The following is a 16,805-nucleotide window of genomic DNA, read 5'->3' on the forward strand; positions in this document are numbered from 1 at the left end:
CCCGCCGACCTCCCCCGCGCACACACCACCCCCGCATGCCGCTCGCGCGCCCCCCGCCCCCATCGCACCTAGACTTTCACCCACAGTCCCGGCGCGACGGGAGGAGACCCCGATGCCCGACCGCAGCACCGCCAGAGCCGGCCAGGCCCCCGCCGTCGCCGGACCGGGCGACCTGCGCAACGTCGTCCTCATCGGCTGCGCCGGCGTGGGCAAGACCACTCTCGCCGAATCCCTCGCCCACGCCGCCGGCGCCGTCGGCCGCCCCGGCCGGGTCACCGACGGCACCACCGTCTCCGACCACGAACCCATCGAGCACCAGCAGCAGCGCTCCGTCCAGCTCTCCGTGCTGCCCCTCGAATGGCGCGGCACCAAGATCAACCTGCTCGACCCGCCCGGCCACCCCGACTTCGCCGCCGACCTGCGCGCCGCCCTGCACGCCGCCGACGCCGCCGTCTTCGTCGTCTCCGCCACCGACCCGGTCACCGCCCCCACCCGGGCCCTGTGGCGCGAGTGCGCCGCCGAGAACATCCCCCGCGCCCTCGCCGTCGCCAAGCTCGACATCGCCCGCGGCAGCCTCGACGACATCCTCACCGCCTGCCACGACGCCTTCGGCCTCGGCCCCGACACCCTCCGGCCGCTCTTCCTGCCCGTCCACCACGACGGCCACCCGGACGGCAGCATCGACCTCCTCACCGGCCACACCTACGGCCAGGCCGACCCGCTGCCCGACACCGAAGCCGCCCGCGAGAGCCTCGTCGAAGCCATCTCCGGCCAGGACGACACCCTCATGGAGCAGTACCTCACCGGCGAGACCCCCGACACCGACTCCCTCGAAGCCGGCATGCGCCGCGAGGTCCTCGCCTGCACCCTCCACCCCGCCGTCCCCACCAGCGAACACGGCCTCGGCGCCACCGAACTCCTCGACCTCATCACCACCACCTTCCCCACCCCCGCCGAACGCACCCGCCCCGCCCCCGACTGCGACCCCGACGCGCCCCTCGCCGCCCAGGTCGTCCGCGTCACCGGCGACGCCTACGTCGGCCGCGTCAGCCTGCTGCGCCTCTACGCCGGCACCCTGCGCCCCGACACCCGCATCCGCCTCACCGGCCCCGACCACCCCGCCGACCAGGACGCCGAGGAACGCGTCACCGGCCTCACCAGCCCCTTCGGCAAACTCCAGCGGCCCGTCCCGCACGCCGTCGCCGGCGACCTCGTCTGCGCCGCCAAGCTCACCACCGCCCGCGCCGGCGACACCGTCCAGGAACCCGGCCACTCCGCCGAACTCGACACCTGGAACCTCCCCGAACCCCTGCTGCCCGTCGCCGTCGAGGCGCACAGCAAGGCCGACGACGACAAGCTCTCCCAGGCCCTCTCCCGGCTCGCCGCCGAAGACCCCGCGCTGCGCCTCGAACAGAACCCCGACACCCACCAGCTCGTCCTCTGGTGCACCGGCGAGGCACACGCCGAAGCCGTCCTCGACCGGCTCCGCAACCGCCACGGCGTCCACGTCGACACCGTCGAACACCGGGTCGCCCTGCGCGAGACCTTCGGCACCGCCGCCGCCGGCCACGGCCGCCTCGTCAAGCAGTCCGGCGGCCACGGCCAGTACGCCATCTGCGACCTGGAGGTCGAACCCCTCCCCGCCGGCTCCGGCTTCGAGTTCCAGGAACACGTCGTCGGCGGCTCCGTCCCCAAGCACTTCATCCCCTCCGTCGAGAAGGGCGTCCGCGCCCAGCTCGCCAAGGGCGTCGCCACCGGCCACCCGCTCGTCGACATCCGGGTCACCCTCACCGACGGCAAGGCGCACTCCGTCGACTCCTCCGACTCCGCCTTCCAGACCGCCGCCGCCCTCGCCCTGCGCGACGCCGCCGAACACGCCGTCATCCGGCTCCTCGAACCCGTCGCCGCCGTCAGCGTCCTGCTGCCCGACGACTACCTCGGCGCCGTCCTCGGCGACCTCTCCGCCCGCCGCGGCCGCGTCCTCGGCACCGAGACCGGCGGGCCCGGCCTCACCCTGCTGCGCGCCGAGGTCCCCGAGCTCGAACTCGCCCGCTACCCCGTCGACCTGCGCTCCCTCACCCACGGCACCGCCGAGTTCAGCCGCGCCCACCTGCGCCACGAACCCATGCCCGCCGCCCTCGCCACCCGCTTCACCGACCGGGACTAGGTCCTCTCCGCCGGGTCACGCTCTTCCGGGTCACGCCGGATCAGCGGCGCGGCAGCGCGCAGGCCGACGTGCCGCCCGGCATCCGGTGCCGGTTGCGCGCCACCCACCGGTACACCGGCGCGGCCACCGAGCGCACCGGCGCCAACGCCAGCACCCCGCCCAGGTACGCCCACACCCCGCCCGAACGCATCAGCAGCCGCGCCACCGCCTGCGCCCCGCCGTACACCCGGCCCGCCGGCGTCACCCACAGCACCTCGCGCTCCGCGCGCTCCCAGGACACCTCACCGCGCCCCCCGGCCACCGCGTCCAGCGCCGCCAGGTCCGCGAACTGGAACGGCACCGCCTCCCAGCCCCCCGACGCCAGCGTCTGCCGCGGATAGCGCTCCGCCCACCGCACGCACGACGTGCAGAACCCGCAGTCCCCGTCGAACACCAGCACCGGATCCGTCAGCCCACCGCTCTCCATGCCGCCATCGTGCACCATCGGGCCCGGCGGCCCGCGACCAGGTGCGTCGAACAGCCGAAACGTGGGCATCATGCCCCACAGGCCCACCGTGGCCCGTTCGTGACGGCACTTCAGACGATCATGCCCGCGCCGGTGCCCCGGCACGGTAACCTGCCGCAGGACGAAGGGGAGGAGGGGACGCCACCGTGACCACACTCGACATGACCCCGGGTGCGCAGATACCCCGGACCGATGCCGGCCCGCAGACCGCCGGCACCCAGGCGATCTCCTCGGTGGCGTACCGCGACACCACGCTGCAGGACGGCGCCGCCAAGCTCGCCGGGACCACCGCCAAGAAGGGCCGCTTCGCCCTCTTCGAGCCCAACCTCGGCGAGGCCTGGAGCAAGGCGCTCATCTCCCGCACCCTCGGCGGCGACCGCAAGCCCCTGGTCCCCGCCTTCGGGATCGAAACCCGCCAGATCGTCGAGCACTGCCTCGCCGCCGAGGAGATCCGCCGCAACCGCGACCGCCAACTGTCCACCATCTCCGTCGTCACCGGCCTGCTCTGCCTGCCCGGCGCCCTGGCCTGGCTCGGCGCCTTCCAGCTGCGCGCCTGGCTCCGGCGCGACAACCCCAAGAACGCCGGCGTCTACGGGGCGATCGTCCTGATCCTCGCCGCCGCGCTCGCCGTGCTGCTCGCGATCAAGCCCCCGGCCGGCGGCATCCTCGGCCTCTACCTGCGCGTCGTCATGCTCGCCCCGGTCATCGGCTGGTACCTCGCCCGCCGCATCGTCGAACGCACCGCCGTCGACCTGCGCGCCCGCTGGCTCTCGCTGGCCGAGGGCAACGCCGTCGCCGCGACCGTCCCGATGGCCGTCCCCCGCGACGACCTCGACAAGAAGGCCGCCGACCTGCGCGCCAAGCTCGGCCGGCTGGAGTCCGAGCAGGAGACCAACGTCCAGCACTACGCCGGCCCCAAGGGCATCCTCGGCGCCGGCCGCCGCTGGGGCGAGTGGAAGCTCATCGACACCCTGCGCCCCGCCGAGGGCCAGATCGACTTCCGCCAGTTCCACCCCTGGGACCTCGTCCGCAAGATCTCCGGCCACCTCAAGGCCCTCGGTATCAGCGAGGTCGCCAACAGCGGCATGCCCAACGTCCAGGTCAAGCAGTGGATCGTCTACGAGGTCGGCGAGAGCGCCGACGAGATCAGCCGCCCCGGCAACGCCGACATGGACGGCGACCACATGCGCGACTTCGCCGTCCAGGCCATCGCCGACAAGCAGACCTTCGCCGGCGGCCCCCGGCACTACCTCGCCACCCAGTTCATCACCCACGACGGCAAGCTCGTCCTGACCTTCACCGTCACCGTCGTGCTGCTCGCCAACACCCTCAACATCACCGTCGCCGGCTACGCCCTCGGCCCCATCGACGGATTCTTCGGCGACAAGCCCAAGGACAAGGAGAAGTCCGTCGCCAAGACCTTCCGGTTCTGGGAGGACCGCACGGTCAAGCTCCGGCTGATCGACAACGACGAGGTCGTCCGGCAGGCCGTCCGCGCCCCCTTCTACCGGACGCCCGGCCTGCTCTCCTGGCTCGGCGGCGGCCTCGGCCTGCCCGAACCCTTCGGTCTGCGGCACACCTGGGCCGGCCAGCCCTGGGGCACCCGCACCATGGCCGACAACGCGCTCAACGCCTCCCACCCGGTGCTCGCCGCCGTCCACACCGCCACCCTGGAGTTCCTCGCCGAGCACGACCTCGACACCGAGCGCGCCTTCAAGGGCCGCGCGGCCGGCCTCAAGGCCGAGGCCCAGGGCAGCCGGCCGTTCAAGGTCGACCAGTACGACGCCTGAGCACGCACGACGGAGGGCCCCGCCGATCGCCGGCGGGGCCCTCCTCGCTGAGCGCGTCAGCCCTGCGGCCAGACCTCGGACAGCATCTTCCGGGTGTCCGCCAGCAACTGCGGCAGCACCTTGGTGTGGCCGACCACCGGCATGAAGTTGGTGTCCCCGCCCCAGCGCGGCACCACGTGCTGGTGCAGGTGGGCGGCGATGCCGGCACCGGCCGCCGCGCCCTGATTCATGCCGATGTTGAAGCCGTGCGCGCCCGAGGCCGCGCGCAGCGCCGTCATCGCCTTCTTGGTGAACACCGCCAGCTCGGCCGTCTCCGCCTCGTCCAGCTCGGTGTAGTCCGCCACGTGCCGGAACGGGACCACCATGAGGTGCCCGCCGTTGTACGGGTACAGGTTGAGCACCGCGTACACGGTGTTGCCGCGCGCGACGACCAGCCCGTCCTCGTCGGTCAGCGACGGGATCGAGCAGAACGGGCAACCGTCGTCCGGAGCCGGGCCGGTGGGCTTGTTCTCGCCCTGGATGTAGGCCATCCGATGGGGGGTCCACAGGCGGCGGAAGCCGTCCGGCTCCCCGACGCCCTGCTGCAGTTCCGGCTCAGTCGTCATGCTGATCAGCATATTCGCCCAACCGGGCTTGCAAAGCCGCGCGGGGCGGACTCCTGAAGGAGCCCGCCCCGCGACCACGTACGGGTGACGGTGTCAGACCTGGATCCGGCGCTCCACCGCGTCCACGATCTCCTGGACGGCCTCGGCCACCGGGACGCCATTCTTCTGCTCGCCGTTGCGGTAGCGGAAGGAGACCGCGCCCGCCTCGACGTCGTCGTTGCCGGCGATCAGCATGAACGGGACCTTGGTCTTCTGGGCGTTGCGGATCTTCTTCTGCATCCGGTCGTCCGAGGTGTCCACCTCGACCCGGATCCCGCGCTTCTTCAGCTCGGCCGCGACCTCCAGCAGGTACGGCACGTGCTCGTCGGTGATCGGGATGCCGGTCACGGTGACCGGGGCGAGCCACGGCGGCATGGCACCGGCGTAGTGCTCCAGCAGCACCGCGAAGAACCGCTCGATGCTGCCGAACAGCGCCCGGTGGATCATGACCGGCCGCTGGCGCGAGCCGTCCGCCGCCGTGTACTCAAGATCAAAACGGACCGGCAGGTTGAAGTCCAGCTGAATCGTGCTCATCTGCCAGGTCCGGCCGATGGCGTCGCGCGCCTGCACCGAGATCTTCGGGCCGTAGAAGGCCGCGCCGCCCGGGTCCGGGACCAGCGGCAGGCCCTGCTTCTCGGCCACGGCGGCGAGGACGGCGGTGGCCTCCTCCCACGCGTCGTCGGTGCCGACGAACTTCTCCGGGTCCTTGGTGGACAGCTCCAGGTAGAAGTCGGTCAGACCGTAGTCGCGCAGCAGGTTGAGCACGAAGGTGAGGGTCGAGTCGAGCTCGTCCGCCATCTGCTCACGGGTGCAGTAGATGTGCGCGTCGTCCTGGGTGAAGCCGCGGGCGCGGGTCAGGCCGTGCACCACGCCGGACTTCTCGTACCGGTACACGGTGCCGAACTCGAACAGGCGCAGCGGCAGTTCACGGTACGAGCGGCCGCGCGCGTCGAAGATCAGGTTGTGCATCGGGCAGTTCATCGGCTTGAGGTAGTAGTCCACGCCCTCGTCGAGCTGCATGGGCGGGTACATACCGTCCGCGTACCAGTCCAGGTGGCCGCTCTTCTCGAAGAGCTTCCCCTTGGTGGCGTGCGGGGTGTAGACGAACTCGTAGCCCTCCTCCTCGTGCCGGCGGCGCGAGTAGTCCTCCATGGCGCGGCGGATGATGCCGCCCTTGGGGTGGAAGACGGCGAGGCCGGAGCCGATCTCCTCGGGGATGGAGAAGAGGTCGAGCTCGTTGCCGAGCTTGCGGTGGTCGCGCTTGGCGGCCTCCTCCAGGAACTCCAGGTGCGCCTTGAGCTCGTCCTTGCTCGGCCAGGCGGTGCCGTAGAGCCGCTGCAGCATCGGGTTCTTCTCGCTGCCGCGCCAGTAGGCGGCGGCCGAGCGCATGATCTTGAACGCCGGGATCATCCGGGTGCTGGGCAGGTGCGGGCCGCGGCAGAGGTCGCCCCAGCACTGCTCGCCGCTCTTGGCGTCCAGGTTGTCGTAGATGGTGAGCTCGCCGGCGCCGACCTCGACGTCGGCGCCCTCGCCGGCGGTGGCGGCGGAGCCCTTGAGGCCGATCAGCTCCAGCTTGTACGGCTCGTGGGCCAGCTCCTCGCGGGCTCCCTCGTCGGTGACCACCCGGCGGGAGAACTTCTGCCCGCGCTTGATGATCTCCTGCATCTTCTTCTCGATGGCCTTGAGGTCATCGGGGTGGAACGGCGTCGCGACGTCGAAGTCGTAGTAGAAGCCGTCCTTGACCGGCGGGCCGATGCCGAGCTTGGCCTCCGGGAAGAGCTGCTGCACGGCCTGGGCCATGACGTGCGCGGTGGAGTGGCGCAGGATGTCGAGGCCGTCGGGGCTGGAGATCTCGACCGGCTCGACCTCCTCGCCGTCCTGGAGGGCGTAGGCGAGGTCCTTGAGCCGGCCGCCGACCCGGGCGGCGATGATCGAGCGGTCGTCGGCGAAGAGCTCGGCGGCCGTAGTGCCCGTGGTCACCACGCGCTCTTCCCGATCGGGTTCGCGGTTGATGATTACCCGGACGTCCGTCACCGGTCTCTCCTGACGTGCTGGATTCAGAGGGCGCAGCACAGCGCTGCGCCTGACGATGGTACCGAGACCGGTGGCCCCACCGTCACCTCCGTACCCTTCCTACCCCCGGTCCCCCTCCCCCAGGGTCTTGAGCAGGCGCTCGCGCTCGGCGTCCTCCAGTCCGCAGGGTTCCAGGCCGGTGGGCCGGGTGAGCCGCCGGAAGCCGCCGCGCCGCTCCAGGCGGCCGCTGATCCGTACCGGGGTGCCGGCCAGGTGGGCCTCGGCGGCGAGCCGGTAGGCGGGGCCGGGGAGGCGGACCTTGATCTCGTCGACCTCGGCGCCGCCGAGCACCCGCAGGCGGACGCTGCCCGGCCCGGCGGGGTCGGCGCGCTTGAGGCGGACGACCAGGCCGACGATGGTCACGGCGACCGCGGGCTCGATGCGTTCGAGTAGTTCGGCGGCCTCCTCCAGGGCGGGCAGGTCGCCGGGCGAGAACTCGACGGCGATCCGGCGGTCGCCGAAGCCGCCGGGGGTGCCGGCGGCGGCGGACCAGGCGACGGTGAACCGGCCGGCGGTGGCGCCGCGCACCAGTTCCCGGACGGATTCGACCAGTTCTCGGCTGACGCCGGACTGGACGGCGTTCTCGAAGGCCTCGCCGCCGCTGACCCGGCGGTAGTCGACGGCGTCACGCAGCGCTTCCAGGGCGCGGACCAGGGTGGTGACCGCGGCCCGGCCCTCGGGGGCGGGTGTGTAGGCGGTCAGGCCGGGGCCGTCGCCGACGACCAGGACCCGGTCGAGGAAGTCGCCGGCCCAGGCGTCGAGGCGGGCGCCGAAGTAGGCGGCTCGGGTGCGGCCGGCCTTGGCGCCGGCGGCGAGCATGGCGCGGGCGGCGTTCCGGAGCCGTTCGGCATCGTCCCAGGGCGCGGCGCCGGGGGTGGTGGTGCCGGGGGCCGCGGCGAGGTCGCGGTGCCACTGGAGCTCGTCGCCGGGCAGCGCCAGGGCGAGCAGGATGGCGCGGGCGGAGGGGCTGGCGGAGCGGGAGAGCGCGGTGACGGCGTCGGTGAGCAGGTCGACCGCGTCGTCGAAGCCGTCGCCGGCGGGGACGAGCAGGCTGACACCGGGGTCGGTGCCCTCGGGCGGCGTCCAGCGGCCGTAGCGGGCGGCGGGTCCGCCGCGCCGGACCCAGCCGTGCCGGGCGAGCAGGGTGGCGAGCACCGCGGGGTCGACGGCGGCCGGATCGGGCAGCGGCCCGGTCTGCGGCGGTTCGCCGAGCGTGGGACCCATCGGCCCGTGGGGCAGTGTCATGGGGCGGCTCCTCCCGGCCGGGGCCGGGCCGTCACGGGCTGCCGCCCGCGCCGATCCTGGCCATGATGTCGCACAGGGCGCGGTCGTCGAAGACCTTCGCGGTGGGGACGCGGACGTTGGTCCGGCGCTGCCCGGTGACGGGGTGGCCGGCCAGGTTGACCCAGTAGCAGCAGTGCCGAAGTTCGAGGGCGTCGGGGCGGGCGGCGAGCCAGCGGTCGACGCGGCGGGGCAGCAGCATGACGACGAGGATCCGGGGCACGGCGACCCGCGGGCGGGCGAGCTTGCGCAGGTGGTCGTTGTCCAGGGTGAAGGAGAAGAACGCGCCGCGCGGGTCGGGCGCGATCTGCTGGGTGGCCTTCAGCTGGATCTTGACGGTGACCTCGTCGTCGACCTCGTGGCTGTGCGAGCCGTGGCTGACGTGCCAGTCGATGCCGTTGTCGGGGAACGGCTGGGAGAGCGAGCAGCCGGCCGCGGCGACGACCGCGTGCAGATAACCGACCTGCAGGGTCTCCATGCACGCGGTCACCGCCAGATCGCCCCGCAGGACGGCCGCCGCCTCGTCGGGCTGCGGCTGCGTCAGCGCCATGACCGTCCGTCCTCCCCCGTCCCCCGGGCCCCGTCCCGGATTCGAACAGGGCACCCGTGGGCAGGGTGCCCGGCCGGTGCTGCGCCAAACGGTTGAGGGGGCGTCAGGGGCGGGTATCACCGGGGCGGGAACGCGCTGTTTTCGAGGGGCAGTCATGCAGCAGCACTGGTTCACCGGTCCGCTCGCCGCCTTCGACACCGAGACCACCGGTGTGGACGTCGAGACCGATCGCATCGTCTCGGCCGCGCTGGTCGTCCAACCCGCCCCGGGCGCGGCCCCGGTGGCCACCGGCTGGCTCGCCGATCCCGGCGTGCCGATACCCGACGGCGCCCGCGCGGTGCACGGGATAACCGACGAGCGGGTGCGGGCGCACGGGCGGCCGGCGCCGGTGGTGGTGGCGGAGGTGGCGGCCGCGCTCGCCGAGCAGGCGCGGGCCGGGCGGCCGGTGGTGGTGATGAACGCGCCGTACGACCTGACGCTGCTGGACCGGGAGTTGCGCCGGCACCGGGGGGTGTCGCTGACCGAGGCGATCGGCCCGGCGGCGCTGCTGGTGCTGGACCCGCGGGTGCTGGACAAGCACGTGGACCGCTACCGCCGGGGCCGGCGGACGCTGACCGACCTCTGCGCGCACTACGGGGTGGAGCTGACCGGGGCGCACGACGCGGGGGCGGACGCGACGGCGGCGTTGGAGGTGGTGCGGACCATCGGCGCGCGGTACCCGGGGGCGCTGGGCGGGCTGACGGCGGCGGAGCTGCACCTGCGGCAGGCGGTCTGGCACGCGGCGCAGGCGCGGGGGCTGCAGGCGTGGTTCGACCGGTCGGGGGCGGACGAGCGGGTGGACCTGTCGTGGCCGCTGCGGCCGGCCCGGTGCGGTTGCGGCCGCCGGCTGTCGCCGGAGCACGAGTGCGAGGTGGCGGCGTAGCGGGCCGGGTCCGGGAACGCCGCAGGCCCTGACCGGTCTCCCGATCAGGGCCTGCGTGCTGTCCGGTGGGCGATACTGGGATCGAACCAGTGACCCCTTCGGTGTGAACGAAGTGCTCTCCCGCTGAGCTAATCGCCCGGGCAACGAGAAGAACTGTAGCACCATTCGGGGGGTGCCGTACAACTCGTTCGGGGAGTGCGTCCGACGCATCCGCAGAACTCCTGCGCGACGCGGAAGGTGACTGCGCCTCAGCACATTCCCGGCACCGTTCGCCGGATTGCGGAAATACATGTGAGGCCCAGCCGATAATCGGCTGGGCCTCACATATCACAATGCATTCCGGTGGGCGATACTGGGATCGAACCAGTGACCCCTTCGGTGTGAACGAAGTGCTCTCCCGCTGAGCTAATCGCCCGGGTGCAGGGAAAACATTACCGCATCCCGGGGGGTGGTCCGAACACGCCGCCTCCCCCGGACGGCCCCGCCCGGCTCGCCGGCGGGCGGGGCGGGGAGGCTCAGTCCTCGTCGATCTTCCAGGGCATGACCAGCCCGTACTTCCACAGGTACCAGCCGCCGAGCGCGGCGATCAGCACCAGGCCGATCGCGGTGAGCGTCAGGTTGCGGCGCCGGACCCGCGGGTCCAGGGCCTTCTGCGCGGCCTCGGCCACCTTGCGGCGGGTCCAGCGCAGGGCCAGCTGGGCCCAGACGAACTCGGTCGCCCAGATGCCCATGCCCAGGAAGATGACCACCCAGCCGGGGCCGGGCAGCGGAAGCATGATCACACCGAGCACCACCACGGCGAGGCCGACCAGGAAGACGGCCACCTGCCAGCTCAGGTGCAGTGGGCGGGAGCGGCGGATGAACCCCGGCGCGCGCGAGCCGAGCGGCTTGCCGTCCTCCGCACCCCGGGCGTCCGGCTCCGCGCCGTCCTCACCCGCACCCGTCGGCGCCCCCGTGTCGTCCGGCACGATCCCGTCCCCCGTTCCGGTGTTCCCGCCCGCGTCACCGCGTGCCTCGTCGCTTCGCACAGTCATGCCAGGAAACTAACCGAGAAGCCCCCGGGTAATCGCCCCCCGGGCGCTCTGTGGCGATTCCGCAATGCGCCGTAAGGGGTACGACTCGCGCCCGAATCGGGACAGAGGGGTTTACATCGGTCGTGGAGGTGGGATGGTCCGTTCGCCGACGTGCGATTCCCCGAGCGCACACTGAGCGAAAGGCCATGGCGCTTATGAACACCACGGTCAGCTGCGAGCTGCACCTGCGCCTCATCGTGTCCAGCGAGTCCTCACTGCCCGTCCCCGCGGGCCTGCGCTACGACACCGCCGACCCCTATGCCGTGCACGCCACCTTCCACACCGGCGCCGACGAGACCGTGGAGTGGGTGTTCGCCCGAGATCTCCTTGCGGAGGGGCTGCACCGACCCACCGGTACGGGCGATGTCCGGGTGTGGCCGTCGCGCAGCCACGGACAAGGGGTGGTCTGCATCGCCCTGAGCTCTCCGGAAGGAGAAGCCCTGCTGGAGGCCCCGGCCCGGGCGCTTGAGTCGTTCCTCAAGCGGACCGACGCCGCCGTGCCGCCCGGCACCGAACACCGTCACTTCGACCTCGACCGGGAGCTGTCCCACATCCTCGCCGAAAGCTGACCCCGACCGGAGGCGGTCACACCCCGTTGTCGGCGGGGTCGTAGCCCCTGCCGTCAACCGCAGCCGTCCTACTCGGGGGCACGGCAGCAGACTCAGCCGCGCACGACGCGGTCTCGGGGCCGGTGACGAAACGGTTCTCTTCCAAACCGGAGGGGGCCTGCGGCACCGAAGGCGCCCGGCACCGGAGCCGGCCATCCCACGGATGGCCGGCCTCCGTGCCGGGCGCGGCCGTTTCTCCGGGCCCTTCCCGGCGCCCTTCGCTCGCTTTCCCGCCCCCTTCCCGCCCCGCTGCCCGGACGCCTGGCCGGACGCCTGGCCGGGCGGACACCGCCGGGCGCGGGCCCCCGGCGCGAACTCCGTACAGACTGACGGAATCCGTACACGTCTTCGACGCAAGCCGCCGCACCGCACCGCACCGCACCGGTAAGGTCTGGGAATGACCCGTAGTCGCGGGGTGCCCACGGCCCCCTCCGCACGAGGAGCCTCCACGTGCTGATCACCCATGACACCGAGTGCGCGCTGAGCATCCTCGTCGAGCTGCTCAACACCGCCCCCGAGGTGTGCGGCACCGAGCTGATGCCCGACGTGGCCGCGCTCGACGCCTTCGTGGTCCGGCAGGAGATCAGCGAGGTCGACTCGCTGACCGAGGACGACCTGCGCCAGGTGCACCGGCTGCGCTCCCGGCTGCGCGAGGTCTTCGGCACGGAGTCCACCGAGGAGGCCGCAGAGCTGGTCAACGCCCTGGTGGCGGCCGCCGGCACGACGCCCCGGCTGACCAACCACGACCACCACGGGTGGCACATCCACTACTTCGCGCCGCACGCCGCCCTCGGCGACCACCTGGCCGCCGAGCTCGGCATGGCGCTGGCGTTCATCCTCACCGCGGGCGAGCGCGAACGGCTGCGCCGCTGCGAGGCGCCGGACTGCGCGCGGGTCTTCGTGGACCTCTCGCGCAACCGCTCGCGCCGCTACTGCGACAGCCGGACCTGCGGGAACCGGCTGCACGTGGCCGCCTACCGGGCCCGCCAGCGCTCGGCGGACGCGGTCCCCTCGGCCTGAGCGCCCGCCGGCCCGGCGCTCAGATGCCCCGGCGGCGCAGGATCTCCTCGATGTCGGCGAAGTCGCCGAGGCCGTCGTCGTCCTTGCCCTGCCCGGCCCGCTTGGGCTTCTCGGCGCGCTTCGGCGCCGCCTGGGCGGCCGGGGCGCCGGCGGCCGGTGCCACGGCCGGACGGGCCGGGGCGGGCCCGGCGGCGGGGGTGGCGGCCTCGCGGCCCTCGGTCACGGCGCCGCGCCGTCCCGCCCAGCGGGTGGTGACCAGCAGCCCCACCGAGACGGCCAGCAGCACGATGCCGGTCCACACCCGGGGGTCGAAGACCAGCTTGACCGCCCAGTCGGCGATCTCGTCGCCGATCGTCCGGGCCACCGGGAACAGGCCGGTCAGGTAGAGGCCGGCGGGCAGCAGGGCGACGGCGAACCAGCGGGTCGCGGAGAGGAGGCGCCGCCGGTAGGCCCGCAGGCCCGCCACGGCCACGCCCCCCGCGGTGAGCGCGAAGGCGACCGCCCCGGTCAGCACGGCCGCCTCCCCTCGCCCGGCGCCGCCGCGGTCACGGTCGCGCTTTCGGCCATCCTGGCGGCCGTCGCTCCGCCAGTCGGACGGCGAGTCGAACCGCATGTCGGACTGCACGTCGGACTGCATGTCGGACTGATCATCTCGTCGGACCTCCCATCGCTGTGGTCTGGCGGTCTGGCCGGGCCCGGGCGCCGGAACGGCACAGGGCCCACTGATGGAACACTGGGGGCATGATCGAAGGTTCCCTCCCCCGTCTCGAGTTCTGGTGCGAGCTCCAGTGCCCGGACTGCCGCACCGCCCTGGACGACGTCCGCGCGCTGCGCGCCCGCTACGGCGACGCGCTGCCGATCGAGCTCCGGCACTTCCCGCTGGAGAAGCACAAGCACGCCTACCCCGCCGCCGAGGCCGCCGAGGAGGCGTTCGCCCAGGGCCTCGGCTGGCCCTTCGTCGAGGCGCTGCTGGAGCGGGTCGAGGACCTGGAGGCGCGCGGTACCGAGGTGCTGCTGGAGGTCGCCCGGGCGGTCGGGGTGGACGCCGAGGAGGTGGACACCGCCCTGGTGGACGGACGGCACATGCTGACCGTGGACGCCGACCAGGCCGAGGGCCGGGCGATCGGGGTCACCGGCACGCCGACGTACGTGATCGCCGGACAGCGCCTCGACGGCGGGAAGAGCCAGGACGGCCTGCTGGAGCGCATCGTCGCCGCCGTCGAGGCCGCGAAGGCGTCCTGACCCTTCCCCGGGGTGACCGGCACATCGCCGCCGGTCACAGCAGCGGCTTGCCGTAGACACGGTTGGTGACCCGGTGGCCGAGCGACTCGTAGAGGCGGATCGCGACCTCGTTGCCGCTGAAGACGTTCAGCCCGAGGTCGCGGACGCCCGCCGACAGGCAGACGTGCTCGGCGAGCAGCATCAGCGCGCGGCCGTGGCCGCGGCCCCGGTGGGCCTCGGCCACCTCGACCACCATCACCCAGGCCAGCGGGGAGCCGTCGGGCAGGTCGCGCAGCCGCAGCGCCAGCCAGAGCGATCCCAGCGGCTCCTCCCCCGGCCCGAAGAGCCGGCGCAGCGCGACGCCCGGGGTGTCCGCGCCCTGCGGCAGGAGTCTCGCGTGGTCGGCGTCGGACTTGGCGCGGGCCTCCTCCTCGCCGAGGCCGGAGGAGCGCAGGTCGTGCAGGTAGCCGGCCTTGGCCTCGGCCAGCCAGGCCGGGAACTCGGCGGCGCCGATCGGGCGGGCGGTGGCGCCGGGCGGCAGGGCGGGCGGCACGTCCAGCCGCTTCACCATGTTCCGCATCCGCTCGGTGTAGCCGAGGGTGACCGCGAGCGAGCGGGCGACCTGCGCGCCCTCGGGGATGTCGGCGTCCACCCGGGTACAGCCCCAGCCGCGCAGCACCTCCTCGGCGGCCAGCGCGCCGATCGTCCCGTACCCCCGGCCGCGGCCGCTGCGCACCTCCAACTCCGCTATTTCGCCCCAGAGTTGGCCGCCACGCGGGACGGCGGTGGTGCGCAGGCCGCCGACCGGGCGGCCGTTGACGCAGATCTGCCAGCGCCGGGTGCGGCCGCCGGCGGGGGTGGGGGTCTCCGGGCTCTCGGGGCGCAGCGTGGTGGTCATGTCGGGGTCCCTTCCCCGCCGTCCGGCTCTTCTACCGGCTCGGACGCCGCCGTCCCCGCCGGAGGTTCCCCCTGCCGCCCGCTCGCCTCCGGGGCGGGGGCGCTCAGGGGTCGAGGTCGTCGCCGCTGCGCTCGGCGAAGGTGGCCATGGCCTTGACGGTGACCGGGCCGGGGCCGGGCAGTTCGCGGTCGTCGACGCGAGTGACGGCCTGGACGTCGCGCAGGGAGGAGGTCAGGAAGATCTCCTCCGCCTCCTGGAGGGCGTCGAGCGGGAGGTCGGCCTCCTCGGCGCCGCACCAGTCGACGACGAGCTGCCGGGTGATGCCGGCCAGGCAGCCGGAGGCGAGCGGCGGGGTGAGCAGGCGGCCGCCGAGGACGACGAAGACGTTGGAGCCGGTGCCCTCGCAGAGCCGGCCGGCGGTGTTGGCGAGCAGGGCCTCGGAGGCGCCGGCCCGGTGGGCGGCGGCGAGGGCGACGACGTTCTCGGCGTAGGACGTGGTCTTGAGGCCGGCGACGGCGCTGTGCTCGTTGCGGCGCCAGGGGACGACCGTGACGGCGGTGGTGTCGGGGCGGCGGGTGGCGGTGCCGAGGGAGGCCACCAGGGTGGGGCCGGCGTCGCCGCGCTCGGAGCCGAGCGGCGCGGTGCCGCCGGTGTAGGTGATGCGCAGCCGGCCGAGCGGCATCGGGTTGGCGGCGAGCACGGCGGCGCAGGCCTCGCGGACCAGGTCGTGGTCGGGGTCGGGCAGGCCGAGGCCGCGGGCGGAGCGGGTGAGCCGTTCCAGGTGGCGGGTGACGGCGAAGGCCCGGCCGTCGACGGCCTTCATGGTCTCGAAGACGCCGTCGCCGGTGGTGAGTCCGTGGTCCAGGACGGGCAGGGCCGGGTCGGCGGAGTCGACGAGGGTGCCGTTGACCCAGCTGGTGGTCGGGTGCTGCATCGCGGGGTGCTCCTCGCGGGTCCGTATCGGGTTCGGGCGGTGTCGGGTTCAGGCGGTGTCGGGGCGGATGTCGGTGCCCGACGCTATCGCGACCAGGCGGGCGGCCTTCAGCTCGGTTTCCGCCCATTCGCGGTCGGGGTCGGAGCCCCAGGTGATGCCGGCGCCGGTGCCGAAGCGCAGCTCGGGTGCCGCGGGGTCGCTCCGGTCGATCCAGAAGGTGCGGATGCCGACGGCGAGTTCGGCCTCGCCGCGGTCGGCGTCCACCCAGCCGACGGCGCCGCAGTAGGGGCCGCGCGGGGCGGTCTCCAGGGCTTCGATGATCCGCAGGGCGCTGGACTTGGGGGCTCCGGTGACGGAGCCGGGCGGGAAGGTGGCGGCGAACAGCTCGGGCCAGCCGGCGTCCGGGCGCAGGGTGCCCTCGACGGTGGAGACCAGGTGGACCAGGCCGGGGTGCTTCTCGACCGCGCAGAGGTCGGGCACGGTGACGGTGCCGGTGGCGCAGACCCGGCCGAGGTCGTTGCGGACCAGGTCGACGATCATCACGTTCTCGGCGTGGTCCTTGTCGAGCAGGTCGTGCTCCGTGCGGCCGGTGCCCTTGATCGGGCCGGAGGAGACGGTGCGGCCGGCGCGGCGCAGGTAGAGCTCGGGCGAGGCGGTGGCGATCTCCACACCGTGTCCGGGCAGCCGGATCGTCCCGGCGAAGGGGGCCGGGTTGCCGTGGGCGAGCAGGCCGGTGAGGGCGTCGATGTCGGAGCGGGCCGGGTCGGGCAGCGGCGCGGAGAGCACCCGGCAGAGGTTGGCCTGGTAGACCTCGCCGGCCGCTATGTGCTCGCGGACCCGGCGCACGCCCGCGAGGTAGGCGGTGCGGTCGAGCGAGCTGCGCCAGTCGCCGGCGGACGGGCCGAGCCAGCCGGCGCCGGAGGGCGGGGCGGGGGCCGGGCGGACGTCGTCGAAGCGGGCGCAGGTGAGCCGGCCCTCGAAGTCGTAGGCGACGGCCCACCAGCCGGCGGAGTCCAGGGCGGCCGGGTCGGAGGTGACGTCGCGCAGCCCGGTCGCCAGGCGGCCGCCGAAGCGGGCGAGGGGGTGCTGGGGGTCGGGGTGGCCGGACACGGTTCTCCT

At 73.5% G+C, this 16,805-nt stretch carries 16 protein-coding genes and 2 tRNA genes; 6 read left to right on the plus strand and 12 right to left on the minus strand.

Annotated elements, in window-relative coordinates; translation table 11 throughout:
* Positions 1 to 112 precede the first annotated feature (112 nt).
* Positions 113 to 2,167, plus strand: coding sequence for an elongation factor G-like protein EF-G2 (locus tag ABTX81_RS15840; RefSeq protein ID WP_350545137.1), 2,055 nt, complete (start codon positions 113 to 115; stop codon positions 2,165 to 2,167).
* Positions 2,168 to 2,207: 40 nt separating this feature from the next.
* Here the strand turns inward: ABTX81_RS15840 and ABTX81_RS15845 are convergent, their stop codons facing one another.
* On the minus strand, positions 2,208 to 2,633 hold the full coding sequence (locus tag ABTX81_RS15845) for a thiol-disulfide oxidoreductase DCC family protein (RefSeq protein WP_350545140.1): 426 nt from the start codon (positions 2,631 to 2,633) through the stop codon (positions 2,208 to 2,210).
* 185 nt (positions 2,634 to 2,818) lie between these two features.
* On the opposite strand from ABTX81_RS15845, the gene ABTX81_RS15850 reads away from it, so the two are divergent.
* Positions 2,819 to 4,462 carry an AbeC-like domain-containing protein gene (locus ABTX81_RS15850; protein WP_350545143.1) on the plus strand — a complete coding sequence of 548 codons (1,644 nt, stop codon included), beginning with the start codon at positions 2,819 to 2,821 and terminating at the stop codon, positions 4,460 to 4,462.
* 56 nt (positions 4,463 to 4,518) lie between these two features.
* On the opposite strand, the gene ABTX81_RS15855 is transcribed toward ABTX81_RS15850, so the two are convergent.
* From ABTX81_RS15855 to ABTX81_RS15870, 4 genes are all read right to left on the minus strand, one after another.
* Positions 4,519 to 5,079 (minus strand): HIT family protein, encoded by a 561-nt coding sequence (locus ABTX81_RS15855; RefSeq protein WP_350545146.1) that lies wholly within the window; start codon positions 5,077 to 5,079, stop codon positions 4,519 to 4,521.
* A gap of 81 nt (positions 5,080 to 5,160) precedes the next feature.
* On the minus strand, positions 5,161 to 7,140 hold the full coding sequence (thrS, locus tag ABTX81_RS15860; protein ID WP_350545150.1) for a threonine--tRNA ligase: 1,980 nt from the start codon (positions 7,138 to 7,140) through the stop codon (positions 5,161 to 5,163).
* 99 nt (positions 7,141 to 7,239) lie between these two features.
* Entirely contained in the window at positions 7,240 to 8,424 is a 1,185-nt protein-coding gene (locus ABTX81_RS15865) for a hypothetical protein (RefSeq protein ID WP_350545153.1), read from the minus strand.
* A gap of 31 nt (positions 8,425 to 8,455) precedes the next feature.
* Entirely contained in the window at positions 8,456 to 9,010 is a 555-nt protein-coding gene (locus ABTX81_RS15870) for a DUF4365 domain-containing protein (RefSeq protein ID WP_350545157.1), read from the minus strand.
* A gap of 154 nt (positions 9,011 to 9,164) precedes the next feature.
* Between ABTX81_RS15870 and ABTX81_RS15875 the strand changes: the two genes are divergently transcribed.
* Entirely contained in the window at positions 9,165 to 9,932 is a 768-nt protein-coding gene (locus ABTX81_RS15875; RefSeq protein WP_350545159.1) for a 3'-5' exonuclease, read from the plus strand.
* Positions 9,933 to 9,998: 66 nt separating this feature from the next.
* On the opposite strand, the gene ABTX81_RS15880 is transcribed toward ABTX81_RS15875, so the two are convergent.
* The 3 genes from ABTX81_RS15880 to ABTX81_RS15890 form a co-directional block, all read right to left on the minus strand.
* Positions 9,999 to 10,070: transfer RNA gene (locus tag ABTX81_RS15880), tRNA-Val, on the minus strand.
* Positions 10,071 to 10,275: 205 nt separating this feature from the next.
* A tRNA-Val gene (locus tag ABTX81_RS15885) sits at positions 10,276 to 10,347 on the minus strand.
* A 100-nt stretch (positions 10,348 to 10,447) separates the two neighbouring features.
* Entirely contained in the window at positions 10,448 to 10,966 is a 519-nt protein-coding gene (locus ABTX81_RS15890) for a TIGR02611 family protein (RefSeq protein WP_350545162.1), read from the minus strand.
* Between the two features lie 194 nt (positions 10,967 to 11,160).
* Here ABTX81_RS15890 and ABTX81_RS15895 point away from each other — a divergent pair, with 194 nt between their 5' ends.
* Both ABTX81_RS15895 and ABTX81_RS15900 read left to right on the plus strand, forming a co-directional pair.
* Complete coding sequence (locus ABTX81_RS15895) at positions 11,161 to 11,574, plus strand: SsgA family sporulation/cell division regulator (protein ID WP_030056266.1); 414 nt, start codon at positions 11,161 to 11,163, stop codon at positions 11,572 to 11,574.
* Positions 11,575 to 12,063: 489 nt separating this feature from the next.
* Entirely contained in the window at positions 12,064 to 12,633 is a 570-nt protein-coding gene (locus tag ABTX81_RS15900; protein ID WP_350545166.1) for a CGNR zinc finger domain-containing protein, read from the plus strand.
* A gap of 19 nt (positions 12,634 to 12,652) precedes the next feature.
* Here ABTX81_RS15900 and ABTX81_RS15905 read toward each other — a convergent pair whose 3' ends face one another.
* Positions 12,653 to 13,270 (minus strand): hypothetical protein, encoded by a 618-nt coding sequence (locus tag ABTX81_RS15905; protein WP_350545168.1) that lies wholly within the window; start codon positions 13,268 to 13,270, stop codon positions 12,653 to 12,655.
* Positions 13,271 to 13,374: 104 nt separating this feature from the next.
* On the opposite strand from ABTX81_RS15905, the gene ABTX81_RS15910 reads away from it, so the two are divergent.
* A complete protein-coding gene (locus tag ABTX81_RS15910; protein WP_350545170.1) occupies positions 13,375 to 13,875 on the plus strand; it encodes a DsbA family protein in 501 nt (166 codons plus the stop codon).
* Between the two features lie 34 nt (positions 13,876 to 13,909).
* On the opposite strand, the gene ABTX81_RS15915 is transcribed toward ABTX81_RS15910, so the two are convergent.
* From ABTX81_RS15915 to ABTX81_RS15925, 3 genes are all read right to left on the minus strand, one after another.
* Positions 13,910 to 14,752 carry a GNAT family N-acetyltransferase gene (locus ABTX81_RS15915; RefSeq protein WP_350545172.1) on the minus strand — a complete coding sequence of 281 codons (843 nt, stop codon included), beginning with the start codon at positions 14,750 to 14,752 and terminating at the stop codon, positions 13,910 to 13,912.
* A 103-nt stretch (positions 14,753 to 14,855) separates the two neighbouring features.
* Positions 14,856 to 15,686: an aminotransferase class IV gene (locus ABTX81_RS15920; RefSeq protein WP_350545175.1), complete on the minus strand. Its 831-nt coding sequence runs from the start codon at positions 15,684 to 15,686 to the stop codon at positions 14,856 to 14,858.
* A 48-nt stretch (positions 15,687 to 15,734) separates the two neighbouring features.
* Positions 15,735 to 16,796: a chorismate-binding protein gene (locus ABTX81_RS15925; protein WP_350545177.1), complete on the minus strand. Its 1,062-nt coding sequence runs from the start codon at positions 16,794 to 16,796 to the stop codon at positions 15,735 to 15,737.
* Between the last annotated feature and the right edge of the window lie 9 nt (positions 16,797 to 16,805).

Origin of the sequence: Kitasatospora sp. NPDC097605 (assembly GCF_040302725.1) — a bacterium.
In the GTDB taxonomy this organism is placed as follows: Bacteria; Actinomycetota; Actinomycetes; order Streptomycetales; family Streptomycetaceae; genus Kitasatospora.